The sequence below is a fragment of the Pseudomonas sp. HP_08 genome (assembly GCF_055284095.1).
Genome location: NZ_JBTOQC010000009.1, coordinates 113,965 through 139,911, shown reverse-complemented (window position 1 = coordinate 139,911; position 25,947 = coordinate 113,965). Strand labels below are relative to the sequence as shown.

The following is a 25,947-nucleotide window of genomic DNA, read 5'->3' as shown; positions in this document are numbered from 1 at the left end:
ACCGGGTCGGCACGCACCGGGGGCGATGGCCTGGGTGGTGCGTCGAAACTGGAGTAAGCGCAAGTGGGGTGAAGGAAACGCCGTAGCATACATGAGCGCTGTCTACCGAGGGAAACCCTGATTGCGCAGCCAGGCGGCAAAAGCCCCGATGAGTGACGTGCCCGGTGGATAGTTCCCGCCGTTGGTCGCAGTTTCTCGCCTGTTTCAGTGGCAGCGCTAAGCTCAAGAACGAGGGTATGTTCTATCTTCGACGAGGTGAGCGGATGACAGAGTTGCAGCACCTATCAGGCACTCCTGAGCTGTATGAACGTTTGATCAATCGTATGGAGCTTGCGCTGGAAACGGCAAGTACAGCAGTTCGTCTTCGCAACGAACTGCTGGTGGAACTCGAATTCAACGGCCTGACCAATGCCGAGTTCGAGCTGATTGAGGCCTACCTTGAAAAAGGATCAAGGGCCGCAAACGGGGCTGTTAAGGACAAGTCAGAGGACAGTTTCAAGGCAACACCGGAGCGATCCGGTTCGCTACAGGCGTCGCACGAGCCGGCCAAGGTCATCTGGCTCAAGGACAAGCGCCGTACTGGGAGCCCAAGCCGATCGAACGGTCACTCAAAGACCACATTCAAGTTCTGACCATCACGGGCTGCGGGCCCGTCTTTCAAGCATTGTCGCTTGGCATCATTGCTTTTAGGCTTCGGACATCTCTGGAGATGTCCGATGCCTTTACGCTATCTGTTCAAAACCCTGTTGTTGCCGCCCGGCATTCTGTTTCTGCTGCTATTGCTTGCCTGGTGCTGGCGGCGCTCACGGCCGCGCCTGGCCTTTGCCTGCTTTGCCCTGGGATTGGGTGGGTTGTGGCTGATGAGCCTGCCGGTCGTGGTCGAGCATGCGGCCCGCAGCCTGGAGCAGGTGCCGCCTTTGCCCAGGGCGCAGTGGGCAAGCCTTGCGCAGCAGGCCGATGTGATCGTGGTGCTGGGCAATGGCCGCGAGCGGCATTCGCCGACCTGGGGCGCCGATTCACCGACGGCGCTGGGCCTTGAGCGTTTGCAACTGGCCGCAAGGCTGGCCAAGGAGTCCGGGTTGCCGGTGCTGGTGAGCGGCGGTCTGCATTATGGCGAGCCGCCCAGTGAAGCGCGGATCATGGGCGACACGTTGCGCGACGACTTCGGCGTCACCGTGCGCTGGCTGGAAGAGCAGAGCCGCACCACCTGGGAGAACGCCACCCTGAGTGCCGAACAACTGCTGCCGCCAGGGCTCAAGCGCGTGGTGCTGGTGACCCAGGCCTGGCACATGCCGCGTGCGCGCTGGAGCTTCGAGCAGGCCGGCTTTACCGTGATTGGCGCACCGGTCGGCTTTCTCGGCGTGGATAACGCCCGGCCTTTTGGCGGCTGGCTACCGGAAAGCCGCGCCTTCGGCCAGAGCGCATTGCTGCTGAACGAAGCCGCAGGCTTGCTGGTATACCCGTGGATATACCCGTAGGGCCGACTTTAGCCGGGAAGGGAAACCTTCGCTGCTGAAGCCGCTCCTACGACGGTTTATGTCCATCAAGGCGGGTTCTGGATTTACGCGCCGCCACAAACGCCCAGCCCAGCAGCACAAAACACACCACGCCCAAAGGCCAAGAGCGCCAGCGAAGGTACGGGGTCAGTTCATGCATCGGCACCACTTCGCCGTACAGCACGCCGCGTTCGAACGAAGGCAGGCGGGCGGTGATCTGGCCGAACGGGTTGATCAGGGCGGTTACGCCATTGTTGGTGGCACGGATCATCCAGCGACCGGCTTCCAGCGCCCGCATCTGCGCCATTTGCAGGTGCTGCAGCGGGCCGATGGAGGTGCCGAACCAGGTGTCGTTACTGACCGTCAGCAGCAGGTCGCTTCTGGCGGCCAGCCCGGCAGCAAACTCCGGGTACACCACTTCGTAGCAGATATACGGCGCGATCTGATAACCCTGCGCCTGCAGCAACGGCTGATCATGCGGCCCACGGGCAAAGTCCGACATGGGCAGGTTGAAGAACTCGATCAGGCCGCGCAGCAGGTCCTGCAACGGCACGTATTCGCCGAACGGCACCAGTTTCTGCTTCAGGTAAGTGCCGTCGCCGACGCCGGTCACGGTGATGCCGTTGTAGTAACGGAATTCACCCTGATGATTGCTCTGGCGCAGCGGCACGCCGGTGATCAGCGCCGAATTCCGCTCGGCAGCAAAGCGCCCCATCATGCTCAGGTAGCCTTCAGCCATTTCCTTGAGCACCGGCACCGCTGTTTCCGGCCAGATGATCAGGTCGGCCTGCTTTGAGCGAAAGGTCATGTCACGGTACAACGCCAGTTGCGCGTTGAGGTGCTCAGGGTCCCATTTCAGGGTTTGTTCGACATTGCCTTGCAAGGCCGCAACCGTCAGCGGCTTGCCGGCCGGCGAGGTCCAGGCGTGATCCTTCAGTGCCAGACCGATCACCCACGGTGCGAGCAGCAGCGCCACGCCAGCCGCCAGGCTTGAGCGCTGCGCGCGCAGGCGCGGCAGGTTGCAGAGTACGGCCGCCGTCAACGCCAGGGCAAAGGACGCCAGCCACACACCGCCCAGCGGCACGAGCCCGGCCAGCGGGCCGTCGAGCTGGCTGTAGCCGGAGTACAGCCACGGAAAACCGGTGAGGAACCAGCCGCGAAAGACTTCCTGCACCACCCACAATGCCGCGAACGCCAAGGCGTCGGCCAAGGGATGTGGCGTGCGCCGCAGCCAGCGCGCCCAGGCCCAGGCGGGCAGGGCGAAGAACCAGGCAATGGCGGCAATGAACGACAGCATCAGCAAGCCTGCGAGCAGCGCCGAAGCACCGCCGTAGGTGTTGATGCTGACGTAGATCCAGCTGGTGCCGGCGCCGTACAGGCCAAAACCAAAGCACCAGCCGCGCCACAAGGCCTGGCGCGGACTCAAATCGCGCAGGCCCAGGTAAAACAGCGCAGCGGCCAGCAATGCCAGTGGCCAGATATCGAATGGCGCCAGGGCCAGTGTGGTGAGACCACCGGCCGCCACGGCCAGCAGGTTACCGGGCCAGCCGGGGCGGGTGATCCAGCGCATCAAAAATCCTTAATACGGCGTAATACAGGTTATGCCCGGGACAACGGGCTCAGGCGCAGCAGGTGAATGCGGCGGCTGTCGGCGTTGAGGATGCGGAAGCGATAGGCGCCGATCTCGGTGGTTTCGTTGCGCTTGGGCAGATGACCGAAGGCATTCATCACCAGGCCGCCCACCGTGTCGAACTCGTCGTCGGAGAACTCGCTGTCGAAAAACTCGTTGAAGCTTTCGATCGGCGTCAGGGCCTTGACCAGGAAGTCACCGCTGGGCAGCGGCTTGATGTAGCTGTCTTCCTCGACGTCATGCTCGTCCTCGATGTCGCCGACGATCTGCTCCAGCACGTCTTCAATGGTCACCAGGCCCGCCACACCGCCGTATTCGTCGATGACGATGGCCATGTGATTGTGGTTGGCGCGAAACTCGCGCAACAGCACGTTCAGGCGCTTGGACTCCGGTACGAAGGTGGCTGGGCGCAGCAGTTTCTTGATGTCCTGCTGGTCGCTGTCGGCTTGCAGGATCAGCGGCAGCAGATCCTTGGCCAGCAGCACGCCGAGCACATCGTCGTGGCTTTCGCCGATCACCGGGTAGCGCGAGTGGGCGGCATCGATGACGGCGGGCAGGAATTCGCGCGGCGTCTGCGTGGCGCGGATGCTGATCATCTGCGAGCGCGGCACCATGATGTCGCGTACCTGCAGGTCGGCCACCTGAATGGCGCCTTCAACGATGGCCAGTGCCTCGCTGTCCAGCAGCTTGTTCTGATGGGCTTCGCGCAGCAGCTCCAGCAGCTCCTGGCGGTTCTTGGGCTCGTGGGCAAAAGCCTGGGTCAATTTGCCCAGCCATGACTTTTGCCCGTTGCTCGATCGATCTTCGCTCATGGCCCTTACTCGTGGTCCTTGCTTGGTGTCTCTGAATGTTGAGGTTCTTCGCTGTCGTCGTCCGCGTAAGGATCCGGGTAGCCCAGTTCCTCAAGCAACGTTCGTTCCAGCGCTTCCATTTCTTCGGCTTCTTCATCGTCTATATGATCGAAGCCAAGCAGATGCAGGCAGCCATGGATCACCATGTGCGCCCAGTGAGCATCGGGCTGCTTGCCCTGCTCCTGCGCTTCGCGGTTGACCACCGGGACGCAGATGACCAGGTCACCCAGTAACGGGATATCCAGCAGGTCATCGGGCACATCGGCCGGGAACGACAGCACGTTGGTGGCGTAATCCTTGTGCCGCCAGGTGTGATTGAGCTCGCGGCCTTCGGTTTCATCCACCAGCCGGATGGTCATTTCCGAATCGGCCGTGCGCGCACGCAGGCCCATTTCGCACCAGAGGCGAAACTGGGCTTCGGTGGGCGCGCAGGTTTTGCTGGCGATTTGCAGGTCCAGCTCAAGCATTGCGGTGGCCTTCATCGCGGGCTTCGAAGCGCTCGTAGGCTTCGACAATGCGCTGCACCAGCGGGTGGCGCACCACATCTTTTGGCTGGAAATGGGTAAAGCTGATGCCCGGCACATCCTTGAGCACGTCAATGACGTGCGCCAGGCCCGACTTGGTGCCGCGTGGCAGGTCGACCTGGGTGATGTCGCCGGTGATCACGGCGGTGGAGCCAAAGCCAATACGGGTCAGGAACATCTTCATCTGCTCGACGGTGGTGTTCTGACTCTCGTCGAGAATGATGAAGCTGTTATTAAGGGTACGACCGCGCATGTAGGCCAGCGGGGCAATTTCGATCACTTGCTTCTCGATCAGCTTGGCCACGTATTCGAAACCGAGCATCTCGTACAGCGCGTCGTAGAGCGGGCGCAGGTACGGGTCGATCTTCTGGGCCAGGTCGCCGGGCAGGAAGCCGAGTTTTTCACCGGCCTCGACGGCCGGGCGAACCAGCAGGATGCGACGGATCTGCTCGCGCTCCAGGGCATCGACGGCGCAGGCCACGGCCAGCCAGGTCTTGCCGGTACCAGCAGGGCCGATGCCGAAGTTGATGTCGTTGCCCAGCACCGCCTTGACGTAGCGCTGCTGATTGACGCCGCGCGGGCGAATCATGCCCTTCTTGGTACGCAGGCCCACGCTGGCCTCGGCGACCGGATTGTGCTCCGCGTCGTCGATGCCGGTTTCCTGCAGGAACAGGTGAACCATGTCCGGCGTCAGTTCGGCAGCCTTGGCTTCCCGATACAGACGGCGCAACAGATTTTCTGCCGAGGAGGTGAGCCTGGGTTCGCCGATCAGTTCGAACTGATTGCCACGGTTACGGATCTCGATGTCCAGGCGCTGTTCGATCAGGCGCAAGTGCTCGTCGAGTTGTCCGCACAGGTTGGCGAAACGATGGGCCTCGAAAGGTTCGAGGGTGAAACGATGAGGTTCTATGGGTGCGTTCAAGGTCTTCTTTTTGGCCGCCTGACGGCTGTGGGGGTTGGACTGAAGAATAACCCCAGCGTTGTCTGTGCGAAAGCTCTGACTTGTAATGAGCTTATGTCGCCCGAGCGGCTTTGGCCGCAAAAGGCTCGGTATTGAGCCTTTTGTCGGATTGCCGCCCGTAGCGGATTTATTGCAGCAGCGAACCACGCAGCGAATGCGGCTGTGCGGCATCGATGTGTACATCGACGAACTGGCCGATCAGGCCGGGGTTATCGCAGCTGAAATTGACGATCCGGTTGTTCTCGGTGCGCCCCTGCAACTGGCCGGGGTCTTTTCGCGAATAGTCGGTCACCAGAATGCGCTGGGTCGAGCCCACCATCTGTCGGCTGATCTCGAAACCCTGTTGGTTCAGGCGATGTTGCAAAGCGGCCAGTCGCTGCTTTTTCACCTCTTCCGGGGTCTCGTCCTTCAGATCGGCGGCCGGCGTACCGGGGCGCGGGCTGTAGACGAAGGAGAACGAGAAGTCGAAGCCCACGTCCTGCACCAGCTTCATGGTGTTTTCGAAGTCTTTTTCGGTTTCGCCCGGGAAGCCGATGATGAAGTCCGAGCTGATGCAGATGTCCGGCACCGCGGCCTTGAGCTTGCGCAGCCGCGATTTGTATTCCAGCACGGTGTGGTTGCGTTTCATCGCTGCCAGCACGCGGTCAGAGCCCGATTGCACCGGCAAATGCAGGTGTTTGACCAGCTCCGGCACCTCGGCATGGGCCTGGATCAGACTGTCGGAGAACTCCAGCGGGTGCGAGGTGGTGTAGCGGATGCGGTCGATGCCATCGATGGCGGCCACCACGCGAATCAGGTCGGCCAGGTCGGCGACGCTGCCGTCGGGATGGGTGCTGCGATAACCGTTGACGTTCTGGCCCAGCAAGGTGACTTCACGCACGCCGTTTTCGGCCAGGTGGATGACCTCGCCCAGCACATCGTCGAACGGCCGGCTGACTTCTTCGCCACGGGTGTAAGGCACCACGCAGAAGGTGCAGTATTTGCTGCAGCCTTCCATGACCGACACATAAGCGGTCGGGCCGTCGACGCGAGGCTCGGGCAAATGGTCGAACTTTTCGATTTCCGGGAACGAGACGTCGACCTGCGGCTGACCGCTGACGCGCGCGGCATCGATCATTTCCGGCAGGCGGTGCAGGGTCTGCGGACCGAAGACCACGTCGACATACGGCGCGCGGTCACGAATGGCGGCGCCTTCCTGGCTGGCCACGCAACCGCCGACGGCAATCACCATCTCGGGGTTGGCCAGCTTCAACTCGCGCCAGCGGCCGAGCTGGGAATACACCCGGTCCTGGGCACGTTCGCGAATCGAGCAGGTGTTGAGCAGGATCACGTCGGCATCTTCGGCGCGTGCGGTGACTTCCAGTGCTTGATGTTCGCCCAGCAGATCGACCATGCGCGAGCTGTCGTACTCGTTCATCTGGCAACCGTGGGTTTCGATATAAAGCTTCTTGGCCATGCTCACTAATCTGCTGATTCAAAGAACCGCGCATTATAGGGGGGATGTGGGTTGTGTTCTAGCATTGCCTGTCCGGCGGGCGTGCTATAGTTCCGCTCTTTTTCACCTCTGTGATCATTGCCTGTCGACCATGACCAAACGCGAATCTCCCATTTACAAAGTGATTTTCCTCAACCAGGGCCAGGTGTTCGAAATGTACGCCAAGCAGATCTACCAGAGCGATCTGTGGGGGTTTCTTGAAGTCGAGGAGTTTGTCTTTGGCGAGCGCACGACCGTGGTCGTGGACCCTAGCGAAGAAAAGCTCAAGGCTCAGTTCGAGGGCGTCGTGCGCAGTTTCGTGCCGATGCACTCGATCGTGCGCATCGACGAAGTCGAGCGCATGGGCACGCCAAAGATCAGTGAAGCGAAGGGCGGCAGCAATGTCATGCCGTTCCCGGTGCCGATGCCGGAGAAGTAATTCCGGCTAGGGCAATGGCGAGAAGGGCGTGCGCCCTTCAGCCGTCTGCAACTCAAGCAGGTATTTGCGGAAAATCTGCCCCAGCACCTGGGTGGCGATTTCCAGCTCGTTGCGCTGCATCTTGGCCGACACTTCGTCGGCGGCGTCCAGCGCGTCTTCCGAGCCGTTGACCGCAGCCATCTTCAGCACCACGTAAGCCTGAATGTTGTTGACCGGCACACCTTCGCCGGCGGCAAACATCGAGCCCAGCCGGTATTGCGCCTGGGCATGGCCTTGCAGCGAGGCTTTCTCGAAATAGTTCAGCGCCTGGCTCAGGTCGCGCTCGGTCTGTTTGCCTTCGTAGTAGAACTCGCCCAACTCGTATTGCGCCTGTGCATCCCCCGATTGCGCCGCCTGCTGACAGGCGCTCAAGGCATCTGGCAGGTTTTCCGGCAGCGTATTGAGGGTGCAACGACCCATCGCTGGGATCAACAACGAGTTGCCGCCTGCTGCCTGGGTCAGCAGGGGATAGACAAGCAACAGGCAGCCCAATGCAAGGGTGCGGCCGGTGCGGTTCATGGGAGTCGACTTGCCTCTGAAAAAGATGCGGGCGTACTGTGCAGCTGAAGGTGCTGGCTGCGCATTATGAAATAAGCGGAGCCCACCTTACAAAGTGTTTACGGATTTTCTGCTGCACGGCTTTTAAAAGCCTTGTTTTTAGAGGGTAGAGCACTAAGGCATTTGCGCCCGCTATTTTCATGAGCGGGCGCAATCCGCTTATTTCAGTGCGGCAAACGCCTTTTCAGCGGCATCCAGGGTCAACTGCAACTCTGCCTCGCCATGAGCGATGGAGGTGAAGCCGGCCTCGAAGGCGCTCGGCGCCAGGTACACGCCGCCGTCGAGCATCAGGTGGAAGAAGCGCTTGAAGCGCTCGGCATCGCTGGTCATCACATCATTGAAGGTGACGATGGCTTTGCTCTCGGTGAAATACAGACCGAACATGCCACCGGCTTGCGTCGTGGTGAAGGCGATGCCGGCCGCGTCGGCACGTTCCTGCAGGCCTGCCAGCAGGCGAGAGGTGTAGGCCTCCAGTTCTGCATGAAAACCCGGACGGCTGATCAGGCGCAACGTGGTCAGGCCGGCGGCCATGGCCAGCGGGTTGCCCGACAGGGTGCCGGCCTGATAGACCGGGCCCAGCGGGGCGATGTGCGACATGATCTCGCGCTTGCCGCCAAAGCAGCCGACCGGCATGCCGCCGCCGATGATCTTGCCGAAGGTCGACAGGTCCGGGGTCACGCCGTAATACGCCTGGGCGCCGCCGAGTGCGACGCGGAAACCGGTCATCACTTCGTCGAAAATCAGCACCACGCCGTGCTCGTCGCACAGCTCACGCAGGCCTTGCAGATAACCCGGTGCCGGTGGCACGCAGTTCATGTTGCCGGCCACTGGCTCGACGATGATGCACGCCACTTCCTGGCCCACTTCGGCGAGCATGCTGCGCACCGCTTCCAGATCGTTGAACGGTGCAGTCAGGGTGTGTCTGGCAAAGGCCGCCGGCACGCCGGGCGAACTCGGCACGCCCAGGGTCAATGCGCCGGAGCCGGCCTTGACCAGCAGGCTGTCGGAGTGACCGTGGTAGCAGCCTTCGAACTTGATGATGCTGTCGCGGCCGGTGTAACCACGGGCCAGGCGAATTGCACTCATGGTCGCTTCGGTGCCGGAGCTGACCATGCGCACCATTTCCATCGACGGCACCAGCGAGCAGACCAGATCGGCCATCTCGGTTTCCATCGCGGTCGGCGCGCCATACGACAGGCCGTGTGCCAACTGTGCGCGCACCGCGTCGAGCACTTCGGGATGGCTGTGGCCGAGGATCATCGGGCCCCAGGAACCGACATAGTCAACGTAGCGCTTGTCGTCTTCGTCCGTCACATAGGCGCCTTCGGCGTGCTTGAAGAACAACGGCGTACCGCCGACGCTCTTGAAGGCGCGCACCGGGGAGTTGACTCCGCCGGGGATGTGTTTTTGGGCGTTGGCGAACAGTGTTTCGGAACGGGACATGATCGGGTCTCTGCTTTTGAAACGGAAAGTCGTGTCTGCGCGGGCCTTGCAAGGCCACACGGCGCAAGAGGCGGCACTATAGCAAAAGCCACTTGACTGGCGGCTGTCGATGTCCGATTTCAGCCAGACATTTGCCAGGCGCTGGCTTAGAGTCTGGCTTATGAAAACCCTCGACCCGCAAGTCTGCTACGCCGCCTTTGTCGCCCGCGACCGTCGTTTTGACGGCTGGTTTTTCATGGGCGTGTCCTCGACCGGTATCTATTGCCGGCCGGTGTGCCCGGTGCGTGCGCCGCTGGCGCGCAACTGCACGTTTTACAACTCGGCCGCCGCGGCCGAGCACGCAGGCTTTCGGCCGTGCCTGCGCTGCCGTCCGGAACTGGCGCCCGGGCACGCAGCGCTGGAGGCGTCCGAGCGACTGGCCGAGGCGGCGGCGCGGCTGATCGAAGACGGCTATCTCACGGGCTGCAATCTGGAAGACCTGGCGCAAAGAGTGGGCGTTACCGCTCGCCATCTGCGGCGTCTCTTCGAGGCGCACTTCGGGGTGAGCCTGATCGAGTTTGCCCAGACCCAGCGGCTGCTGATCGCCAAGCGCTTGCTGACCGAAACCGGTCTGCCGATGACCGAGGTGGCGTTGGTGTCAGGCTTTGGCAGCGTGCGGCGCTTCAATGACGTATTCCAGGCACGCTATGCACTCAACCCCTCACGCCTGCGCAAGGCCCGGCAGGTGCCGGCGGCGCAGAGCCTGAACCTTGAACTGGCTTACCGGCCACCGTTTTCCTGGCCCGGCGTTCTGGCCTTTCTGGCCCATCGTTGTATTGCCGGCGTCGAGCGGGTCGACGCCGACAGCTACAGCCGCGCCATCGAACTTGAGCAGGCGGGCCAGCGCCTGACCGGCTGGGTACGTGTTCGCCATGCCGCATCGCGGCATGCCTTGCAGGTAGAAATCTGCAGCACGATACAGCCGGCCATTGCGCAGATACTGGGTTTGCTGCGGCGGGTATTCGATACCGGCTGCCGGCCCGATCTGGTCGATGCGCATCTGGGTCCGCTGGCCGAAGGCTTGCCGGGCATGCGCGTGCCGGGCGCTTTCGATGGCTTTGAAATCGCCGTACGGGCGGTGGTCGGCCAGCAGATTTCGGTGCTGCGCGCCCGGCAGATTCTGGGCCGTATCGCCGAACGCTACGGCACGCCGGTCGCGCAAGCCCCCGAAGGCTTACAGCAGGCCTTCCCGAAAGCCGACGTACTTGCCGAACTGGAGCCCGAGGCGCTGATTGCCACCGGGCTGATCCGTATTCGTGCCGAGGCGATCATTCTGGTCGCCAGGGAAGTGGCGGCAGGCCGTATCGTGCTGGAGCCTTTGGTGCCGCTGGAGCAAACCCTGGCGGCGCTGCGGCAGATTCGCGGTATCGGCGAATGGACCGTGCAATACATTGCCATGCGTGCGCTGGGCTGGCCCAATGCATTCCCGCACGGCGATGCGGTGCTAAAGAAGTACCTGGGTTGCAGCAGTGCTGCGCAGCTCGATGCGCATGCCAGCCGTTGGGCGCCGTGGCGGGCTTATGCCGTGGTGCATCTGTGGCGTTTAAGTGAGGAGGCAAAACAATGAACACAGGCTATCTGTTGAGCAGCCCGCTGGGCGATATCGTCCTGCGGGCCGAAGATGACGCCCTGACCGGTGTGTTTTTCATCGGCCAGAAACATTACCCCGAGCTGTTGCAACTCACGGACGAGGCGAATGTGCCGCGCATCATCGCGCAGGCCCGTGAGCAGTTGCAGGAGTTCTTCAGTGGCGAGCGCCAGGTTTTCGACCTGCCGTTGCGCGCCCGTGGCACGCCCTTTCAGGAGCAGGTCTGGCAGGAACTGGCGCGTATTCCGTATGGCGAGGTGCTGTCTTATGGCGCCATGGCGCGCAAGATGGGCCTGAGCGCGGGGCATTCGCGGGCGGTAGGCACCGCCAATGGGCGCAACCCGATCTCGATCATCGTGCCGTGTCACCGGGTGGTGGGCGCCTCCGGCGATCTGACCGGCTACGCTGGCGGCGTCGACCGCAAGCAAGCCCTGCTGGCACTGGAGTGCGCGCAGGGCTTCAAGCTGGGTTAACGGTCAGCGCCCCAGCAATGCATTGAAGGCCCGCGCCCGGCGGGTCACTTCGGCGGGGCTGTCAGCGCCGAACAGGCCGTTGACCACCGCCAGCAGATCGGCCCCGTGCTCTACCAGTGGCGCGGCATTCTCCAGGGTGATTCCACCGATCACTGCAATCGGCAGGTTGATCCTGGCGCGAACCTGTTCAAGCAATTGCAGCGGGACGGCCGGTGCATCGGGCTTGGTCACCGAGTTGAAAAAACGCCCGAATGCCACATAGGTGGCGCCATCGGCCTTGGCCTGTTCAGCCAGTTCGAGCCGGCCGTGACAGGTGGCGCCGACAATCGCTTTATGGCCCAGCAAGGCCCGGGCATTGGACAGCGAGCCATCGGTCTGGCCCAGATGCACGCCAACGCCCAGACGCGCCGCCAGTTCGGCGTCGTCGTTGATGATCAGGCGGGTCTTGTAGCGCTCGCACAGCTTGAGCAATTCGCTGGCTTCGCGCAGGCGGCGCGATTCGTCATGGGTCTTGTCGCGGTATTGCAGCAGCGTGACGCCGCCCTCAAGGGCAGCCTCGACGTAGGACAGAAACCTGCCGGCCAGCAACTGGCCGTCGGTGATGGCGTACAGGCCGCGTAGCTTCATGGAGCTGGCCTCGCTAGGGTGGTCACGAACAGAAATCCAGCGGCAGGCGGCGCGGTACGAACTGACCCCGACCCAGCAGGTCGGCATCGCGCAGGGTGCGCCAGGTGTAATCCAGCGCCGACTCGACGGCACTGACCAGTTCCTGGCCCAGCGCCAGACGTCCGGCCAGGGCGCTTGCCAGTGTGCAACCTGAACCATGATAGCTGCCCGGCAGGCGCTGGCAGGTAAAGGTGAGCGGTTGCTGGCCACGAATGTACAGGCGGTTATGCACCTGTTCTTCATCACCATGGCCGCCGGTGATCAACAGGTGCTGGCAGTATTCCAGCAGGCGTGCCGCGCACTCGTCGGCCGTGCCTTCAGGCAGTTCGGCGAGGATGCGTGCTTCGGGCAGGTTGGGCGTGGCAATGGTCGACAGGGGCAGCAAGCGCTCGCGCATCGCATAGCCGACTTCATCCTTGCCCAGCCGGCCGCCGCCGCCTGCGCGCAGTACCGGGTCACAGACCACCGGCAAGTGCGGGTGCGCGCTGAGCAGGCCGACCACGGTGTCGACCATTTCCAGCGAGCCGAGCATGCCCAGCTTGACGGCCTCGACCGTCGAGTCGTTGAGCACGGCATTGGCCTGGGCCAACACCCATTCACGGTCCAGAACGCGGAAGTCGCTGACATTCACCGTGTCCTGAACCGTCAATGCGGTCACGGCAGGAGCGGCATGGCAACCCTGGGCAAGCAGGGCTTCGATATCGGCCTGCAAACCGGCGCCACCACTGGGGTCGTGACCGGACAGGCAGAGAACTACGGGGCGGGTGCTATAGAGTGTGTTCATGGTGCGCGAGCTTATCATCAACTTCGCGGGGGCCGCTGCCAGGGCCCTGAAAATTTCGCCTGCGCGACTTTGTGCGGTGTGTCGCATTCCTGACTTGTTGCGTCTTAATAGCCCGAACCAGAGCCTTCGCTTGAAATTCAAAGGCATGGTGCCTTTGGATGATTAACAGCTATCCTTGTCTGTCTGTGCACGGACGCTAGCACAAGGCCTGCCACTGGCGGCCTGTAGCGCGACCCGGCACGGGTAAGGAACCTATTGAACCTGCTTCACGGATGGAAAACTGCAGGGCGTCGCTTCAGGGATCGAGGGAGTGCGACGGACTACCTTGGGGCTTTCATGCGCTACTTGCTGATCCTGCTGGTTGCTTGCCTGCCGATACTGGCCCATGCCGTCGAGTTCGACGAAAGCACCCGCAATCTGTCGCTCGGCCGCTGGACTGAAGTGTTCGAAGACACCAGCGGTACTGTGGGCATCGAACAGGTCAGCCGTGCCGACATGGCCCAGGCCTTCCGTCCCTTGGGCCAGGCAACCCTGAATGCCGGCTATTCGCGTTCGGCGTTCTGGATGAAAATCGACCTGGCCTACCTGCCGCGTGATCCGGCCCGGCATTCCGACTGGCTGCTGGAACTGGCCTACCCGCCGATGGACCATGTCGATGTGTACCTGCTCGACGCCAGCGGCCGCCGGCAAATGAGCTGGCAGACCGGCGACATGTTGCCGTTCTCCAGTCGCCAGATTCGCCAGAACAATTATGTCTTCGAGCTGCCGCTCAAGCCCGGCGAGACGATGACCGCCTATGTGCGCGTCGCCAGTAACGGCTCGGTGCAGGCACCGCTGAACCTGTGGTCCAGCCATGCCTACCTCGAAGAACAACCCTCGCGTATCTATACCCTCGGGCTGATCTATGGCGTGTTGCTGGGCATGCTGGTCTACAACCTGTTCATCTATGTCAGCGTGCGCGATACCAGTTACCTGTATTACATCCTGTATATCGCCTCGTTCGGCTTGTACCAGGTGTCGGTCAATGGCGCGGCCATCGAATACCTGTGGCCCGACAATCCCTGGTGGGCCAACACCGCGACGCCGTTTCTGATGGGCGCCTCTGTGTTGTTTGCCAGCCAGTTCACCCGTAGTTTCCTGCAGACAGCGTTGCTGGGGCGCTGGCTGGACAACCTGCTGATCTGGATGATGGGCAGTGCGGTGGTGGTCATGGGCCTGGCGCTGTTTGCCGATTATGGGCTGGCGCTGCGAACGGTCACGCTGCTGGTCATGGTGTTCACCGTGCTGGTGTTCACCATCGGCATCATCGCCGCGTTCCGCCGGGTGCGGGTGGCGCGCTATTTTCTGGTGGCGTGGTCGGCGTTTCTGTTCGGCGGCCTGATCAATGCCGTGATGCTCATGGGCTATCTGCCCAACACCTTCCTGACCATGTACGCCAGCCAGATCGGCTCGGTGCTCGAGGTGTGCCTGCTGTCGCTGGCCCTGGCCGACCGCATCAATCATGCCCGTGAGTTGCAGGCGCAGAACCTGCTGGAAGCCGGCAAGGACCTTGAACGACTGAACACGCAACTGGCGACCAGCAACCGCCTCAAGGACGAGTTTCTCGCCACGCTCACCCACGAATTGCGCACGCCCATGAACGGCATCATTGGCTCCCTTGAACTGATGCGCACCGTGCCCATGGACGGTGAACTGCAGATGTACCAGCAGACTGCGGCCAGTTCCTCGCAGGAAATGATGCACTTGATCAACGGCATGCTGACCCTGACCGAGCTCCAGGCCGGTGCGTTGTATGCCCAGAACGAAGTGTTCGAGTTGCACAGCCTGACCCGCCGCCTGCACGCGCGCTTCATCGGCGCGGCGCAGGCCAAGGGCTTGCAGCTGCGCCTTGACATGGATTCGCGACTGCCGCGCTGCCTGCGTGGCGATCCCGACAAGCTCTACCAGTGCATCGAGTGCCTGGTCGACAACGCGATCAAGTTCACCCGCCAGGGCGCCGTCACGCTGCGCCTGCGCGGTCAGCGTCACGACGCGGACAAGTGCCACTTGCAGATCGATGTGGTGGACACCGGCATCGGTTTCAGGCGTCTCGACGAGGCGGTGTTGTACCAGCGCTTCTTCCAGGTCGACAGCTCGATGACCCGCGAGTACGGCGGTCTGGGCATTGGCCTGGCGATCTGTCGGCAACTGATCGAGTTGCAGGGCGGGCGCCTCAGCCATCATTCCGAGCCGGGCCGGGGCAGTTGTTTCACCTTGAGCCTGCCCTTGCCGGTGGTGCTGACGACCGTCAGTGAACAACAAGGCAAATGCGCCGATGGTTCGTCCGGTATGGCGCTTTTTAAACTGCGGGGTGCGTGATTCACTGCGGTTTACCCGCTTGGTCCGCTGACCCGAGGACGCCATCATGAACCTGCATTCATTGGCCCAGACCCACGAAGTCACCAATCAGCCGCCGCCGCTCGACGGCTTCAACCTGTACCGCATCGACCTGCCGCTGCAAGCCTGGGTTCGCCACTTCGGCGCCGGCTGGGCGGATTCACGTATCGACGCCTACGGCGCTCTGGCCGGTGGTCCGCTGATGGAAGCGGGCTTTCTGGCCAACCGGCACAAACCTGAGTTTCACAGCCACGACCGCTACGGGCAGCGCATCGACCTGATCGAATTTCATCCTGCCTGGCACTTGCTGATGCGCACCGCCATCGAGCACGGCATCCCGTCCTTGCCGTGGTGTGAGCCGCAACCCGGCGCGCATGTCGCCCGTGCCGCCATGAGTTACCTGCACACCCAGGCCGAGCCCGGCAGCGGCTGCCCGTTGACCATGACCTTCGCCAGCGTGCCGGCGCTTAAAATGCAGCCCGACCTGGCGCAAGTCTGGCTGCCCAAGGTGCTGGCCACTGAGTACGACCCGCGTAACGTCGGCATGGCCTACAAGCCCGGTGTCACCCTCGGCATGGCCATGACCGAGAAACAGGGCGGCACCGATGTGCGCGCCAACACCACGCGGGCTTATGCGGTCGGCGCTGGCGGGCCGGGACAGGCCTATGAACTGGTCGGCCACAAGTGGTTCTGCTCGGCGCCGATGTGCGATGCCTTTCTGACCCTGGCGCAGACCGACAAGGGCCTGAGCTGTTTTCTGCTGCCGCGCCATCGCCCGGACGACACCCTCAACGCTTTCCAGATCCAGCGTCTCAAAGACAAACTCGGCAACAGCTCGAATGCCTCCTGCGAAGTCGAGTTTCGCGGCGCGCTGGCCTGGATGCTGGGTGAGGAGGGGCGTGGTGTCGCGACCATCATCGAAATGGTCGCCATGACCCGCTTCGACTGCATGGTCGGCTCCAGCGCCCTTATGCGTCAGGCCCTGACCCAGGCCACTCACCACTGCGCGCACCGTAAAGTCGGCGGGCGGGTGTTGGCGCAGCAACCGTTGATGCAAAACGTGCTGGCCGATCTGGCGCTGGAAAGCGAGGCGGCGCTGGCGCTGACCTTGCGCATGGCCCATGCACTGGATAACGCTGGCGACGATCATCAGGCGCGCTTTATCCGCCTGGTCACGGCGGTGGGTAAATACTGGATCTGCAAACGCGCCCCGGCGATGATCAACGAGGCCGCCGAATGCCTGGGCGGCGCCGGCTATATCGAAGACAGTATTCTGCCGCGCCTGTACCGCGAAGCGCCGGTCAACTCGATCTGGGAAGGCTCGGGCAACGTCCAGTGCCTGGATGTGCTGCGTGCGCTGGAGCGTGAGCCCGGCGTGCTCGATGCCCTGTTCGACGAACTCGACGACGGCCGCGGCGATGCCGACCTGACCCGCCACGTGCAGCAGCTCAAGAATGACCTGGCCGATCGAGAAAACCTGCCTTATCGGGCCCGGCAACTGACCGAGGATATTGCCTTGGCCCTGCAGGCGCGGCTGTTGCTCGAGGCCGGCGTCAGCGCGGTCAGCGACGGCTTCATCGCCGGCCGCTTGCGTACCCAGGCCAGGGCCTATGGCGCACTGCCGCAAGGGGTGGACTGCGAAACATTGTTGGCGCGTGCATCGCCACAGGTGGCATGAGCCGGTTACGATGCAGCACTGCACGTCAGACAGGACCTTTACCGTGACCCATGCTTTTGTTGTCGTAGAAACCGCCGAACAGGCCGTTCAACAACTGGCCGAGCTGCACGAGCGCGCCACCGGCGCCTTGAGCCAGGCCCTCAAGCGTTACCTCAAGGAGCGCATCGAGCCCGATGCCGAACAGCGTGCGCTGTTTCGCTACCCTGAACTGCGTCTGACCTACACCTCCAACGGCGAAGTGCCGACCACCACGCGCGCCTACGCCAAGGTCCAGTTGCCCGGCACCTACACCGTGACCGTGACCCAGCCGGCGGCGTTTCGCAAATACCTGCTCGAACAGCTCGGCCCGCTGATCCGTGACTTCAACGTCACCCTGGAAGTGGGCTTCAGTGAAAAGACCATTCCTTATCCGTACGTGGTCGAGCAGGGCGACGAACTGGCCGGCACCGGCATCACCGCCGCGGCGCTGGCGCGGGTCTTCCCCAGCACCGACCTGTCGGCCACCACCGATGGTATCGCCGACGGCCTGCACGACTGGGCCAACGCCGACCCGCTGCCGCTGGCGCTGTTCGACGCCGCCCGCACCGATTTCTCGCTGCGCCGCCTGGTGCATTACACCGGTAGCGACTGGCGCCATGTACAACCGTGGATCCTGCTGACCAACTACCACCGCTATGTCGACCAGTTCATCATGCATGGCCTGGAAACCCTGCGTGACGACCCGCGTTTCGTGCGTCTGGTGCTGCCGGGCAATGTCATCGTCGACAAGCAGATGGACGCCGAAGAAGCCCAAAGCGTGGTCGCCAGCGTGGTCTGGCACCGCTACCAGATGCCGGCCTATCACCTGGTGGCCGAAGACGGCCATGGCGTGACCCTGGTCAACATCGGCGTCGGCCCGTCCAACGCCAAGAACATCACCGACCACCTTGCAGTGCTGCGTCCGCACTGCTGGCTGATGATCGGCCACTGCGGCGGCCTGCGTCAGTCGCAGACCATCGGCGACTATGTGCTGGCCCACGCCTACATGCGCCGCGACGGCATTCTCGACCGCGTACTGCCACCGCACATCCCGATCCCGGCGCTGGCCGAGGTGCAACTGGCCCTGCAGGAAGCCGCTGCACAGGTCACTGGCGAACGTGGCGAAGACCTCAAGAAGCGTCTGCGCACCGGCACGGTTCTGACTTACGACGACCGCAACTGGGAACTGCGTTGGGCGCAGGAACGGCCGCTGATCAACCTGTCCCGCGCTGTCGCCGTCGACATGGAAAGCGGCACCATCGCAGCGCAAGGCTATCGCCTGCGCGTGCCGTACGGCACCTTGCTGTGCGTCTCCGACAAGCCGCTGCACAGCGAAATCAAACTGCCGGGCTCGGCCAACGCCTTTTATAACCGCGCGGTCAGCCAGCACCTGAAAATCGGTATCGCGGCCCTGGATCTGCTGCGCGCCGAACTCAACTCACTGCACTCACGCAAACTGCGCAGCTTCGACGAACCACCGTTCCGGTGACAGGTGGCGGCGATGGATCGCCGCTCAGCGGTGGGTACGGCTACAATGGCGCTTTGTTTTTTCCGGTCACTGTCATGTCCCGTACCCAACGTCCTGCGCCCCGGCGTCCGGCCTCCGGCAAAGCCGCTGCTCCACGGCGTGTCGCCAAGGCGCCGCCGGCCGAGCCGAAGCTGATTCTGTTCAACAAGCCATTCGATGTACTGACCCAGTTCAGCGACGATCAGGGCCGCGCCACGCTCAAGGACTTTATCGATATCCCCGGTATTTACCCGGCCGGCCGTCTGGACCGTGACAGTGAAGGCCTGTTGCTGCTGACCAACGACGGCCAGTTGCAGGCGAAAATCGCCGACCCTAAACACAAGCTGGCCAAGACGTACTGGGTGCAGGTCGAGGGCGAGCCGAGCGAAGCGCAAATCCAGCAATTGCGCGATGGCGTGACGCTCAACGACGGCCCGACCTTGCCCGCCGAGGCCCGCGCTATCGACGAACCGGCCTTGTGGCCGCGTAATCCGCCGGTGCGCTTTCGCCAGAGTATTCCGACCCGCTGGCTGGAACTGGTGATCAGGGAAGGGCGCAACCGTCAGGTCAGGCGCATGACCGCCGCCGTCGGCTTGCCGACCTTGCGGCTGGTGCGGGTCCGCATCGGCCCCTGGACACTCGAAGGCCTGGAACAAGGCCAATACCGTGAAGCCGCAAGCTTTGAGTTGTGAGCTCCAAGCTTAGTTACGCAGGTGTGTCAGGGGCATTTCGGTGCTGGCCAGTACCTGGTTAAGCACGAAGCTGGATTTGACGCTGGTCACGCCGTCGATACGGGTCAGGTGGCCCAGCAGCAGCTTCTGGTAGTGGTCCATGTCCGGCACCACGACCTTGAGCTGATAGTCGGCATCCATCCCGGTCACCAGGCTGCATTCCAGCACCTGCGGCAGGTTGCGGATATGCTGCTCGAAGTTTTCGAAGCGTTCCGGTGTGTGACGGTCCATGCCGATCAGCACATAGGCGGTCAGGCTCAGGCCCAGCTTCTTGCGGTCCAGCAGCGCGACCTGACGCACGATATAGCCGTCGTCTTCAAGCTGCTTGACCCGGCGTGAGCAGGGCGAGGGCGACAGGCCGATGCGCTCTGCCAGTTCCTGGTTGGATATGCGCGCATCGCGCTGCAGTTCAGCCAAAATGCTCAGGTCGTATCTGTCGAGCTTGCTCACGATGTTCACCTTTATGAGTTCTATTGCGCTGAATTATTGATCCGAAGCTAAAAATTGCGCAAGCAGGCTTTTATTGAGCAATCTTCGCAATCTCCTGTCGCGGCTAAAGGCCTATTCTTTTCAACACCAATCACTGCCCGGACTTAGCGTCCACTGCGGCTCACCGAATCAGGCCAGCCGCGGCCTCCCACCCAACCGGGTGGACCAGGCCCCCGGGCTGCATCCCCTCCAGAAGACGGGATGATGTGAGCCGGCGCCACAAGCGTCGAGCCAGGACGAAGTATCCCAAGGGGGCCTCAAGGCCCCTTTTTTAATGCCTCTGATAAAGTGCGCGAAACGACGCTGCGCAGAACCACATGGCGGCGATGCAGTCTTAAATAACGTCAATTCATTTTCCTGGTGGGCAAAGCATGAAAACCGGCTTCTGGCAGCTCGCGGTTCCCAGTCTGTTGTGCCTGAGCCTGGCCGGCCAGGTTCACGCAGGCGCGCAATTCCAGGACGGGCAGCGCGATGCCAACGCTGATCAACGCAACCAGCAGAATCAGGTCAACCAGGCCGAGCGTCAGCAGCAGCGGCAGATTCAGCAACAGCAGCAACAACTGCGCGGCGTCGAGCAACAGCAACAACAGCAGATCCAACAGCAGCAATACAACCAGCAACGACAGATCCAGGATCAGCAGAATCAGCAACGCCAGGTCGAGCGTCAGCAGGATCGTCAGGTCCAGCAACAGCAGAACCAGCTGCGTAATGCCGAACGTCAGCAGCAACAGCAGCAGTATCAACAGCAGCAGCAACAGCGCGACCAGCAACGTCAGTTCCAGACCCAACAGCGTCAGGACGAGCGTCAGCAGTTGCAGCAACGCCAGGACAACCTGCCGATTCAGAGTGGCCCACGCGAGTCATGGCAAACCCAGCCGCCGCGTCAGGGCAACTATCAGGACCTGCCGCGCGATCAGCGCCCGCGTCAGAACTGGGCCGGGCGTCCCGACGGACGTGGTGATGGCTGGGGAACAGGGCCGCGCTACCGCCCCGGCAATACCCTCAATCAGGTACCGCGTGGCTATTCGCGCATTCCATGGCGTGGCCAGGATTACTACTATGCCGAAGGTTACTGGTACCGCCCGCAAGGCGAGCGCTACGTGGTAGTGGCGCCGCCGCAGGGCGTACGCGTGAGCCGCCTGCCGGCTTACTCGCAAGAACTGTGGGTCGGGGGCTCGTTGCTGTTTCTCGCCGCAGGCAGTTATTACGCCTGGCAGCCTGACAGCCAGGACTATGTGGTGGTCAACCCGCCACAAGCGCAGGTCGACAGCCAGGGCGCTCCACCTTCGGGCAGCGAGTACGATCCGGTGTTTTCACCCATTGCCGGGCAGACGCCGGAGCGGGTCGAGTATGACCGTTACCAATGCTACCGCTGGGCCGCTGACCAGAGTGGTTTCGACCCTGCGAACGTGACCTATGCACCGGCCGATCAAGTCGTGGACGTGTACCGCCGCGCCATGGGCTCGTGCCTGTATGAGCGCGGTTATCGCGTCGAGTAGCGTAGTCGATCAGGCGCCGGTCTGCTTCACCACTTCCTGCGGGTCGGCATGCACCAGCACTTCGGCCAGCGGGTAGTGCGCATGAATGGCGGCCGCAGCGCGGTCGCACAGTTCATGAGCGACAGACAGGGTCAGGGAGCCGGGCAATTCCAGGTGCAGTTGCACAAACCAGACCTGCCCGGAAATCCGCGTACGCAAGTCATGCGCACCCAGCACACCGGGCACGCCGCGGGCCAGTTCCAGCATCTGCGCGCTGACCTCAAGTGGCAGTTCCTCATCCATCAGCACCGAAAACGTCTCGCGGGCGATCTGCACTGCACTCCAGACGATATAACCCGCAATCGCCAGACCGAACCAGGCATCGGCCTGCTGCCAGCCCAGCCCGCTCAACACCAGAGCTACCAGAATGCTGACGTTAAGCAGCAGGTCTGAACGGTAATGCAGCGAGTCGGCCTTGATCGCGCTGGAGCCGGTGATCCTGATCACCTTGTGCTGAAACCCCAGCAACGCCGCCGTCAGGGCAAGCGCCAGCAGGGTCACGATAATGCCCGGCAACGCCGCCAGCAGCGGTTCGGGGTTCTGGATGCGCTCGATCGCCTGGATGCCGATCAGCACGCCACTGACTGTAATGAACAACGCCTGCGCCATGCCCGACAAGGCTTGCGCCTTGCCATGCCCGTAGCGGTGGTCCTCGTCGGCCGGGCGCAATGCGTAATGCACCGCCAGCAGATTAAGCAACGAAGCGGCGCCATCGAGCAGCGAGTCGGTCAGGCCGGCCAGCAGGCTCAACGAGCCACTCATCCACCAGGCCACGCCCCTGGTGACGATCAGAATGACCGCCACCGCCAGCGAGGCCCGGGTCGCCAGGCGCAGCAGGCGGTTGTGTTCAACGTTTACGTGCATACAGACTCTTCAGATCAAAATCAGGCGGCGGGGCGCAGGCCCAGGCTGGCCAGTTGCTCGATGCTGCCCTTGTGCTGGATCAAGCGTGGATCGTCGAGCGGAAACTTGCGACCCAGCTCGTCTTCAAGAATGACCTGCAGCTTTTGCGTGTCGACACTGCCATCGGCGTTAACGGCCGGCTTCAGCGTTTGCGGATCAACATAGGCCTGTTCGCCCGGTGCGTAATAGATTGCGCCGGTGGCGAAGTCCACACCCAGCGCAATCACCCCAGGAATCACATAGAACAGCAGGCCCAGTGCATCGAGCACCACAATCGCCGGGTCGACCTTGCCGTCGATCTGGCCACGACGGTCGGGGTAGAAAATGCTGCCGCAAGCGGAAAGCTGGGTCAGCAAGGTGGCGGCCAGAACACCGCCGATCAAACGCGAAGCAAGGCGCATGGGGAAACTCCTGTAGTGAAGAAGGGCAACTATACAAGGCAAAGACTGCCGGGCTAAGACTATCGCGCGCGGCGCAGGTTCTCATTCAGGAAATTTTTGCAGGCTCAAGCGCCATGGAAAGCGCGTTATAGTTCGGCGGATCCGATTCTTTCCAGTCATGCAGGGCGATCACGGTTTATGGTCAAAGCAGCCTCCTCCTCCAGATCCACCGCCGAGCACTGGTTACTGCATGTCGAGTTGCAAGGCACCGAGCCGTCCATCTGGCGCCGGGTTGCCGTGCCGTCCGATCTGTATCTGGATGATCTGCACGCGTTCAGAATCGGCGATGTGGTTTACGGAGGTGTTCCATGAGGATTTCGACCCCGTCCCTGTTTGATCTGCAAGACACCGATGAGTTGTTGATGCAGTTCAACCCTCTGGATGCCCGTGAGGTCTATCAAGTGCTCAAGGACCTTGCACTGGAACAGCGCAGCCTGCGCAAGGCCGCTGTACAGCCGGACGATAAAACCGCCGATGCGCCGCTGGTGGTCGAGATCGATGACTGGTTGCTCGTGCTCGCCACTGACGAGCAGGGCCTGGCCCTTTGTCAGCTCTGCCGCGCGCCTGATGGCCGGCTCGGCACTATTGAAGACTGGCACCGCGCGGGTACCGATCCGGTGGCGTTTCTCAGTGCCTGGGAGAAACAGCAGGTGGAGCGGCTGTTGAAGGCGTTGTAGGGCTTGCGCTTGATACCTTTGATTCCCGGGCTTTCACCTTGATCATTCGTGTTCAGCGGGAACAGCCCTGCTTGGTCAGCAGCCCGCTGATCCCCTGGCCGGTCGAGATCAACGGTTGAAGCGTCCTCAAGGCCCGGTAATTCCGTCCATTTGGCAAACAACATAATCTATTGACTTATCAGGTTTAAAATTCACCGCGTGTAGGAGCGCGCTTGCCCGCGACCGAGTGCAAAGCGCTCGCAGAAATTAATGAAACGCTGAAATTTTACGACGGTTAACACAGTTGGTCGTCCGTATGCGGTCTGGACCTGACGCGCGTCTACGTAAGGACTCAGTGAAACAGGTGAAGAATAATTGCCCCGGCCAATACCAAAAATATACCCATCACCTGAATGGATAGCAGCCGCTCCTTGAAGAAAAGATATCCCAATATAGCGGCAATTCCTCCAGACAAGGTACTGATGACGGTGACTACAGAGACAGAGCCGTTAATGGAGCCAAACGAGAAAGCCGAAAAGCCACCAAGGTTTAACAAGCTTGCACTGGTCAATGTGCCAAGATTTTTGGCAGAAGGTAACTTCAAGCCTGAGTCGGTTTTCAATACCAGAAGAAAAAGGGTGAACAAGCCTACCGCGTATCCCAACCATAACATGGTGATGGGGCCTAACGACGGCAGCGTATATTTACCTTGAATCCAGAAACTTGCGCCATACAGGATGGCTGCGAGTAATCCGTAAATAATAGATGCCTTGTTCTTGCGTTTATCTTCACCCTCGGCACTGTCATGCGCGCTTGTCAGTAACACGCCAATCACACAAACAGCGATACCGGCAAACTGGGTGAAAGTAATGATGTCACCACTCGCCCACGCCAATGCAGTTGTGAATACACCGTAAGAGGTTACCAGTGGCGCAACAACAGCGGCCTTGCCCAAAGCAAAAGCCTTTGACAGCACCAACGCGCCTGCAACCGTGAACATCGCTGCTATGCATCCCAATATCCAGTCTTGTACAGGTGCGGATATCGATTTCATGAGATAGGCCGGGTAGATGAGCAATAGCGCACTCATCAGAATGAAACCTAACGCCTGACCAAAAAAAACGGCTCGCTTGACACCCACTGCCCTGGCGTTCAATCCCACAAGAAAGTCTGTGCCTCCCCAGAACAAAGCAGCGACAAAGCCCATCCATATGTCCATGGCAAGTTCTTCTTGTTGGATTGTTTGCGGGAGAGCGACATTGAGCTATTTACAGCGACTATTCCAGTCCACACGGCAACAACGAGACATTTCTCTCCGTCTTTGTCGAATGTTCCTACAGTAAAAGTGCGGAGAGTGGCAGCGCTTATATTGCCTGCAATCTAAAGTAATTAGTGATCGGTAGTCCGGCCTGCCTCATGTGAAATCCAGTCAGGTGGGTGAATAGCAGAATTATTCTGAAAAATCTGCTAATGATCGAAGTCGGCGACTGCACTCATTTTCAATGCCCGGTATCTTTCGTCAGTTGCCCATATAGCGACGGGGTTTGACGGCCCTTGATACATACAGGCACACAAGCGCGCCATAATCATTGCAGGCGCTTTTTTTGTGCTCGCATCTGTTTATGGCGGCTGTGCGCGGAAGATCCTCGGGGCTGCCGGGTCCTGTATGCCCGGTCCGTCAACCTGCGCACAGTTGCCACCCTCATTTGTTTGACGGCGAACCGGTGACAGCTCTTCACATACAGGAGCAATACCTATGCAGTTCTCTCTCAACACAGCCATACCGCACTTCACCGCCGCAAAGTTTCAACCTGACCAGCTCGCCCTGTCACACCAAGGGATCGCACACCGTCATTATCGATCAGGGCCGGTATACTGCCGGCCCTGATCAATGCCCATCAAGTTCAGAAAACTGATTTATGCGAACAGAATGGTCATGAAATTTCGCCGTCACTTCTAGCTCGCCGCCCATGGCCTGGATGAAACGACGTAGCGAACTGATGTACATGTCTGCTCGCTTCTCCATCTTGGCAACGCTGGCCTGATTGACGTGAAGATTCTGAGCCAGCGACTCTTGCGACAGCTTGCGTGCCCTGCGCAACTCTGAAAGGTCCATTTGCAACTGCAGTGCTTCGGTCTTTTCAATAACGTGGGCCTGGGATTCCTCAGACATTTTTTTCTGCAAAGTCGAAAAGGATTTTCTACCTGGCATCTTTATTCCCTCCGTTCGCTCTCAAGTTCTTCAAGGTGGATGTCATAGAGTTTGTCCGCGACCGGTATCCACTTTTCGTAAAAACGACCATCGCCTGTTTTATCGCCACCGATTAGCAAGATGGCTGATCGCCTGGGATCGAAGGCATAAAAAACCCGGATGGGCTTTCCGCCGCTCTGTATGCGCAGCTCACGCATATGCTCATGCCTTGAGCCATTGATACCGCTGCTGAACGGAAATGGCAGTTGAGGTCCCTTCTTCATGAGCAGGTTGACGTGGGCACTAACATCCTCCTGAAAGGATTCGATCAGATCGTTCCACCAGGCTTCAAACTCGTCTGTGTATTCAACATTCCATTCCATGGAGGGAATACTATGCCCTGAAAGGCATGTTTTCAAGGTTTCAGAGGGCTTGAGCCCGCTGCGAGCACGTCA

At 61.2% G+C, this 25,947-nt stretch carries 27 protein-coding genes; 12 read left to right on the top strand and 15 right to left on the bottom strand.

Annotated elements, in window-relative coordinates; all coding sequences use genetic code 11:
* Nucleotides 1–263: 263 nt before the first annotated feature.
* Both ACYAS9_RS10110 and ACYAS9_RS10105 read left to right on the top strand, forming a co-directional pair.
* The gene (locus tag ACYAS9_RS10110) at nt 264–632 is read left to right on the top strand and encodes a hypothetical protein (RefSeq protein WP_463568188.1); all 369 of its coding nucleotides are present in this window, start codon (nt 264–266) and stop codon (nt 630–632) included.
* 84 nt (nt 633–716) lie between these two features.
* Nucleotides 717–1,478 (top strand): YdcF family protein, encoded by a 762-nt coding sequence (locus tag ACYAS9_RS10105; RefSeq protein ID WP_463568146.1) that lies wholly within the window; start codon nt 717–719, stop codon nt 1,476–1,478.
* Between the two features lie 46 nt (nt 1,479–1,524).
* On the opposite strand, the gene lnt is transcribed toward ACYAS9_RS10105, so the two are convergent.
* The 5 genes from lnt to miaB all read right to left on the bottom strand — a co-directional run bounded on the left by lnt (nt 1,525) and on the right by miaB (nt 6,918).
* Nucleotides 1,525–3,066 (bottom strand): apolipoprotein N-acyltransferase, encoded by a 1,542-nt coding sequence (gene lnt / locus ACYAS9_RS10100; protein WP_463568145.1) that lies wholly within the window; start codon nt 3,064–3,066, stop codon nt 1,525–1,527.
* 29 nt (nt 3,067–3,095) lie between these two features.
* On the bottom strand, nt 3,096–3,938 hold the full coding sequence (locus tag ACYAS9_RS10095; protein ID WP_463568144.1) for an HlyC/CorC family transporter: 843 nt from the start codon (nt 3,936–3,938) through the stop codon (nt 3,096–3,098).
* Nucleotides 3,939–3,943: 5 nt separating this feature from the next.
* Nucleotides 3,944–4,444, bottom strand: coding sequence for an rRNA maturation RNase YbeY (ybeY, locus tag ACYAS9_RS10090; protein WP_463568187.1), 501 nt, complete (start codon nt 4,442–4,444; stop codon nt 3,944–3,946).
* Nucleotides 4,437–5,423, bottom strand: a complete 987-nt coding sequence (locus tag ACYAS9_RS10085; protein WP_463568143.1) for a PhoH family protein — start codon at nt 5,421–5,423, stop codon at nt 4,437–4,439. Before ACYAS9_RS10085 ends, ybeY begins: the two co-directional genes overlap by 8 nt.
* Nucleotides 5,424–5,589: 166 nt before the next feature.
* Nucleotides 5,590–6,918, bottom strand: coding sequence for a tRNA (N6-isopentenyl adenosine(37)-C2)-methylthiotransferase MiaB (miaB, locus tag ACYAS9_RS10080; RefSeq protein WP_463568142.1), 1,329 nt, complete (start codon nt 6,916–6,918; stop codon nt 5,590–5,592).
* A gap of 130 nt (nt 6,919–7,048) precedes the next feature.
* On the opposite strand from miaB, the gene ACYAS9_RS10075 reads away from it, so the two are divergent.
* Complete coding sequence (locus ACYAS9_RS10075; RefSeq protein ID WP_056841884.1) at nt 7,049–7,375, top strand: DUF1820 family protein; 327 nt, start codon at nt 7,049–7,051, stop codon at nt 7,373–7,375.
* A 6-nt stretch (nt 7,376–7,381) separates the two neighbouring features.
* Here ACYAS9_RS10075 and ACYAS9_RS10070 read toward each other — a convergent pair whose 3' ends face one another.
* Nucleotides 7,382–7,933, bottom strand: a complete 552-nt coding sequence (locus ACYAS9_RS10070; RefSeq protein ID WP_459744229.1) for a tetratricopeptide repeat protein — start codon at nt 7,931–7,933, stop codon at nt 7,382–7,384.
* Between the two features lie 198 nt (nt 7,934–8,131).
* Nucleotides 8,132–9,415: a glutamate-1-semialdehyde 2,1-aminomutase gene (hemL, locus tag ACYAS9_RS10065; RefSeq protein ID WP_463568141.1), complete on the bottom strand. Its 1,284-nt coding sequence runs from the start codon at nt 9,413–9,415 to the stop codon at nt 8,132–8,134.
* Between the two features lie 109 nt (nt 9,416–9,524).
* On the opposite strand from hemL, the gene ACYAS9_RS10060 reads away from it, so the two are divergent.
* Together ACYAS9_RS10060 and ACYAS9_RS10055 are read left to right on the top strand one after the other, a co-directional pair.
* Nucleotides 9,525–11,021 (top strand): AlkA N-terminal domain-containing protein, encoded by a 1,497-nt coding sequence (locus tag ACYAS9_RS10060; RefSeq protein WP_463568140.1) that lies wholly within the window; start codon nt 9,525–9,527, stop codon nt 11,019–11,021.
* On the top strand, nt 11,018–11,515 hold the full coding sequence (locus ACYAS9_RS10055) for a methylated-DNA--[protein]-cysteine S-methyltransferase (RefSeq protein ID WP_463568139.1): 498 nt from the start codon (nt 11,018–11,020) through the stop codon (nt 11,513–11,515). Before ACYAS9_RS10060 ends, ACYAS9_RS10055 begins: the two co-directional genes overlap by 4 nt.
* A 3-nt stretch (nt 11,516–11,518) precedes the next feature.
* Here ACYAS9_RS10055 and thiE read toward each other — a convergent pair whose 3' ends face one another.
* Both thiE and ACYAS9_RS10045 read right to left on the bottom strand, forming a co-directional pair.
* Nucleotides 11,519–12,142: a thiamine phosphate synthase gene (gene thiE, locus ACYAS9_RS10050; RefSeq protein WP_463568138.1), complete on the bottom strand. Its 624-nt coding sequence runs from the start codon at nt 12,140–12,142 to the stop codon at nt 11,519–11,521.
* 22 nt (nt 12,143–12,164) lie between these two features.
* On the bottom strand, nt 12,165–12,965 hold the full coding sequence (locus tag ACYAS9_RS10045) for a hydroxymethylpyrimidine/phosphomethylpyrimidine kinase (RefSeq protein WP_463568137.1): 801 nt from the start codon (nt 12,963–12,965) through the stop codon (nt 12,165–12,167).
* 336 nt (nt 12,966–13,301) lie between these two features.
* On the opposite strand from ACYAS9_RS10045, the gene ACYAS9_RS10040 reads away from it, so the two are divergent.
* From ACYAS9_RS10040 to ACYAS9_RS10025, 4 genes are all read left to right on the top strand, one after another.
* Nucleotides 13,302–15,323, top strand: a complete 2,022-nt coding sequence (locus tag ACYAS9_RS10040; RefSeq protein WP_463568136.1) for a 7TM diverse intracellular signaling domain-containing protein — start codon at nt 13,302–13,304, stop codon at nt 15,321–15,323.
* A gap of 46 nt (nt 15,324–15,369) precedes the next feature.
* Complete coding sequence (locus ACYAS9_RS10035; protein WP_463568135.1) at nt 15,370–17,019, top strand: acyl-CoA dehydrogenase family protein; 1,650 nt, start codon at nt 15,370–15,372, stop codon at nt 17,017–17,019.
* Between the two features lie 10 nt (nt 17,020–17,029).
* Nucleotides 17,030–18,526: an AMP nucleosidase gene (gene amn / locus ACYAS9_RS10030; protein WP_463568134.1), complete on the top strand. Its 1,497-nt coding sequence runs from the start codon at nt 17,030–17,032 to the stop codon at nt 18,524–18,526.
* Between the two features lie 74 nt (nt 18,527–18,600).
* The gene (locus ACYAS9_RS10025) at nt 18,601–19,236 is read left to right on the top strand and encodes a pseudouridine synthase (RefSeq protein WP_463568133.1); all 636 of its coding nucleotides are present in this window, start codon (nt 18,601–18,603) and stop codon (nt 19,234–19,236) included.
* A 9-nt stretch (nt 19,237–19,245) separates the two neighbouring features.
* On the opposite strand, the gene ACYAS9_RS10020 is transcribed toward ACYAS9_RS10025, so the two are convergent.
* Nucleotides 19,246–19,725, bottom strand: coding sequence for an Lrp/AsnC family transcriptional regulator (locus tag ACYAS9_RS10020; protein ID WP_459744244.1), 480 nt, complete (start codon nt 19,723–19,725; stop codon nt 19,246–19,248).
* Nucleotides 19,726–20,135: 410 nt separating this feature from the next.
* Between ACYAS9_RS10020 and ACYAS9_RS10015 the strand changes: the two genes are divergently transcribed.
* Nucleotides 20,136–21,263, top strand: a complete 1,128-nt coding sequence (locus ACYAS9_RS10015; protein WP_463568132.1) for a DUF6515 family protein — start codon at nt 20,136–20,138, stop codon at nt 21,261–21,263.
* A 9-nt stretch (nt 21,264–21,272) separates the two neighbouring features.
* On the opposite strand, the gene ACYAS9_RS10010 is transcribed toward ACYAS9_RS10015, so the two are convergent.
* Together ACYAS9_RS10010 and ACYAS9_RS10005 are read right to left on the bottom strand one after the other, a co-directional pair.
* Entirely contained in the window at nt 21,273–22,166 is an 894-nt protein-coding gene (locus ACYAS9_RS10010) for a cation diffusion facilitator family transporter (protein ID WP_463568131.1), read from the bottom strand.
* 20 nt (nt 22,167–22,186) lie between these two features.
* A complete protein-coding gene (locus ACYAS9_RS10005; RefSeq protein WP_463568130.1) occupies nt 22,187–22,606 on the bottom strand; it encodes a polyribonucleotide nucleotidyltransferase in 420 nt (139 codons plus the stop codon).
* A gap of 177 nt (nt 22,607–22,783) precedes the next feature.
* Between ACYAS9_RS10005 and ACYAS9_RS10000 the strand changes: the two genes are divergently transcribed.
* Together ACYAS9_RS10000 and ACYAS9_RS09995 are read left to right on the top strand one after the other, a co-directional pair.
* The gene (locus tag ACYAS9_RS10000; protein ID WP_463568129.1) at nt 22,784–22,957 is read left to right on the top strand and encodes an IS1096 element passenger TnpR family protein; all 174 of its coding nucleotides are present in this window, start codon (nt 22,784–22,786) and stop codon (nt 22,955–22,957) included.
* Nucleotides 22,954–23,322 (top strand): DUF7693 family protein, encoded by a 369-nt coding sequence (locus ACYAS9_RS09995; protein WP_463568128.1) that lies wholly within the window; start codon nt 22,954–22,956, stop codon nt 23,320–23,322. The genes ACYAS9_RS10000 and ACYAS9_RS09995 overlap by 4 nt, the downstream gene beginning before the upstream one ends.
* Nucleotides 23,323–23,653: 331 nt before the next feature.
* Here the strand turns inward: ACYAS9_RS09995 and ACYAS9_RS09990 are convergent, their stop codons facing one another.
* The 3 genes from ACYAS9_RS09990 to ACYAS9_RS09980 form a co-directional block, all read right to left on the bottom strand.
* On the bottom strand, nt 23,654–24,520 hold the full coding sequence (locus ACYAS9_RS09990; RefSeq protein WP_463568127.1) for a DMT family transporter: 867 nt from the start codon (nt 24,518–24,520) through the stop codon (nt 23,654–23,656).
* 669 nt (nt 24,521–25,189) lie between these two features.
* Complete coding sequence (locus ACYAS9_RS09985) at nt 25,190–25,513, bottom strand: XRE family transcriptional regulator (RefSeq protein WP_463568126.1); 324 nt, start codon at nt 25,511–25,513, stop codon at nt 25,190–25,192.
* 2 nt (nt 25,514–25,515) lie between these two features.
* The gene (locus tag ACYAS9_RS09980; RefSeq protein WP_463568125.1) at nt 25,516–25,875 is read right to left on the bottom strand and encodes a type II toxin-antitoxin system RelE/ParE family toxin; all 360 of its coding nucleotides are present in this window, start codon (nt 25,873–25,875) and stop codon (nt 25,516–25,518) included.
* Nucleotides 25,876–25,947 lie beyond the last annotated feature (72 nt).

Excerpts from the sequence above, each read along its gene's own strand:
- ACYAS9_RS10110 (WP_463568188.1), top strand. The coding sequence starts at position 264 with ATGACAGAGTTGCAGCACCTATCAGGCACTCCTGAGCTGTATGAACGT.
- ACYAS9_RS10015 (WP_463568132.1), top strand. The coding sequence starts at position 20,136 with ATGAAAACCGGCTTCTGGCAGCTCGCGGTTCCCAGTCTGTTGTGCCTG.
- ACYAS9_RS10040 (WP_463568136.1), top strand. The coding sequence starts at position 13,302 with ATGCGCTACTTGCTGATCCTGCTGGTTGCTTGCCTGCCGATACTGGCC.
- miaB (WP_463568142.1), bottom strand. The coding sequence starts at position 6,918 with ATGGCCAAGAAGCTTTATATCGAAACCCACGGTTGCCAGATGAACGAG.
- ACYAS9_RS10025 (WP_463568133.1), top strand. The coding sequence starts at position 18,601 with ATGTCCCGTACCCAACGTCCTGCGCCCCGGCGTCCGGCCTCCGGCAAA.
- hemL (WP_463568141.1), bottom strand. The coding sequence starts at position 9,415 with ATGTCCCGTTCCGAAACACTGTTCGCCAACGCCCAAAAACACATCCCC.
- ACYAS9_RS09980 (WP_463568125.1), bottom strand. The coding sequence starts at position 25,875 with ATGGAATGGAATGTTGAATACACAGACGAGTTTGAAGCCTGGTGGAAC.
- lnt (WP_463568145.1), bottom strand. The coding sequence starts at position 3,066 with ATGCGCTGGATCACCCGCCCCGGCTGGCCCGGTAACCTGCTGGCCGTG.
- amn (WP_463568134.1), top strand. The coding sequence starts at position 17,030 with ATGCAGCACTGCACGTCAGACAGGACCTTTACCGTGACCCATGCTTTT.
- ACYAS9_RS10105 (WP_463568146.1), top strand. The coding sequence starts at position 717 with ATGCCTTTACGCTATCTGTTCAAAACCCTGTTGTTGCCGCCCGGCATT.
- ACYAS9_RS10055 (WP_463568139.1), top strand. The coding sequence starts at position 11,018 with ATGAACACAGGCTATCTGTTGAGCAGCCCGCTGGGCGATATCGTCCTG.
- ACYAS9_RS10075 (WP_056841884.1), top strand. The coding sequence starts at position 7,049 with ATGACCAAACGCGAATCTCCCATTTACAAAGTGATTTTCCTCAACCAG.
- ACYAS9_RS10000 (WP_463568129.1), top strand. The coding sequence starts at position 22,784 with ATGGTCAAAGCAGCCTCCTCCTCCAGATCCACCGCCGAGCACTGGTTA.
- ACYAS9_RS10010 (WP_463568131.1), bottom strand. The coding sequence starts at position 22,166 with ATGCACGTAAACGTTGAACACAACCGCCTGCTGCGCCTGGCGACCCGG.
- ACYAS9_RS10045 (WP_463568137.1), bottom strand. The coding sequence starts at position 12,965 with ATGAACACACTCTATAGCACCCGCCCCGTAGTTCTCTGCCTGTCCGGT.
- ACYAS9_RS10005 (WP_463568130.1), bottom strand. The coding sequence starts at position 22,606 with ATGCGCCTTGCTTCGCGTTTGATCGGCGGTGTTCTGGCCGCCACCTTG.
- ACYAS9_RS10060 (WP_463568140.1), top strand. The coding sequence starts at position 9,525 with ATGTCCGATTTCAGCCAGACATTTGCCAGGCGCTGGCTTAGAGTCTGG.
- ACYAS9_RS09995 (WP_463568128.1), top strand. The coding sequence starts at position 22,954 with ATGAGGATTTCGACCCCGTCCCTGTTTGATCTGCAAGACACCGATGAG.
- ACYAS9_RS10035 (WP_463568135.1), top strand. The coding sequence starts at position 15,370 with ATGAACCTGCATTCATTGGCCCAGACCCACGAAGTCACCAATCAGCCG.
- thiE (WP_463568138.1), bottom strand. The coding sequence starts at position 12,142 with ATGAAGCTACGCGGCCTGTACGCCATCACCGACGGCCAGTTGCTGGCC.
- ACYAS9_RS09985 (WP_463568126.1), bottom strand. The coding sequence starts at position 25,513 with ATGCCAGGTAGAAAATCCTTTTCGACTTTGCAGAAAAAAATGTCTGAG.
- ybeY (WP_463568187.1), bottom strand. The coding sequence starts at position 4,444 with ATGCTTGAGCTGGACCTGCAAATCGCCAGCAAAACCTGCGCGCCCACC.
- ACYAS9_RS09990 (WP_463568127.1), bottom strand. The coding sequence starts at position 24,520 with ATGGACATATGGATGGGCTTTGTCGCTGCTTTGTTCTGGGGAGGCACA.
- ACYAS9_RS10070 (WP_459744229.1), bottom strand. The coding sequence starts at position 7,933 with ATGAACCGCACCGGCCGCACCCTTGCATTGGGCTGCCTGTTGCTTGTC.
- ACYAS9_RS10095 (WP_463568144.1), bottom strand. The coding sequence starts at position 3,938 with ATGAGCGAAGATCGATCGAGCAACGGGCAAAAGTCATGGCTGGGCAAA.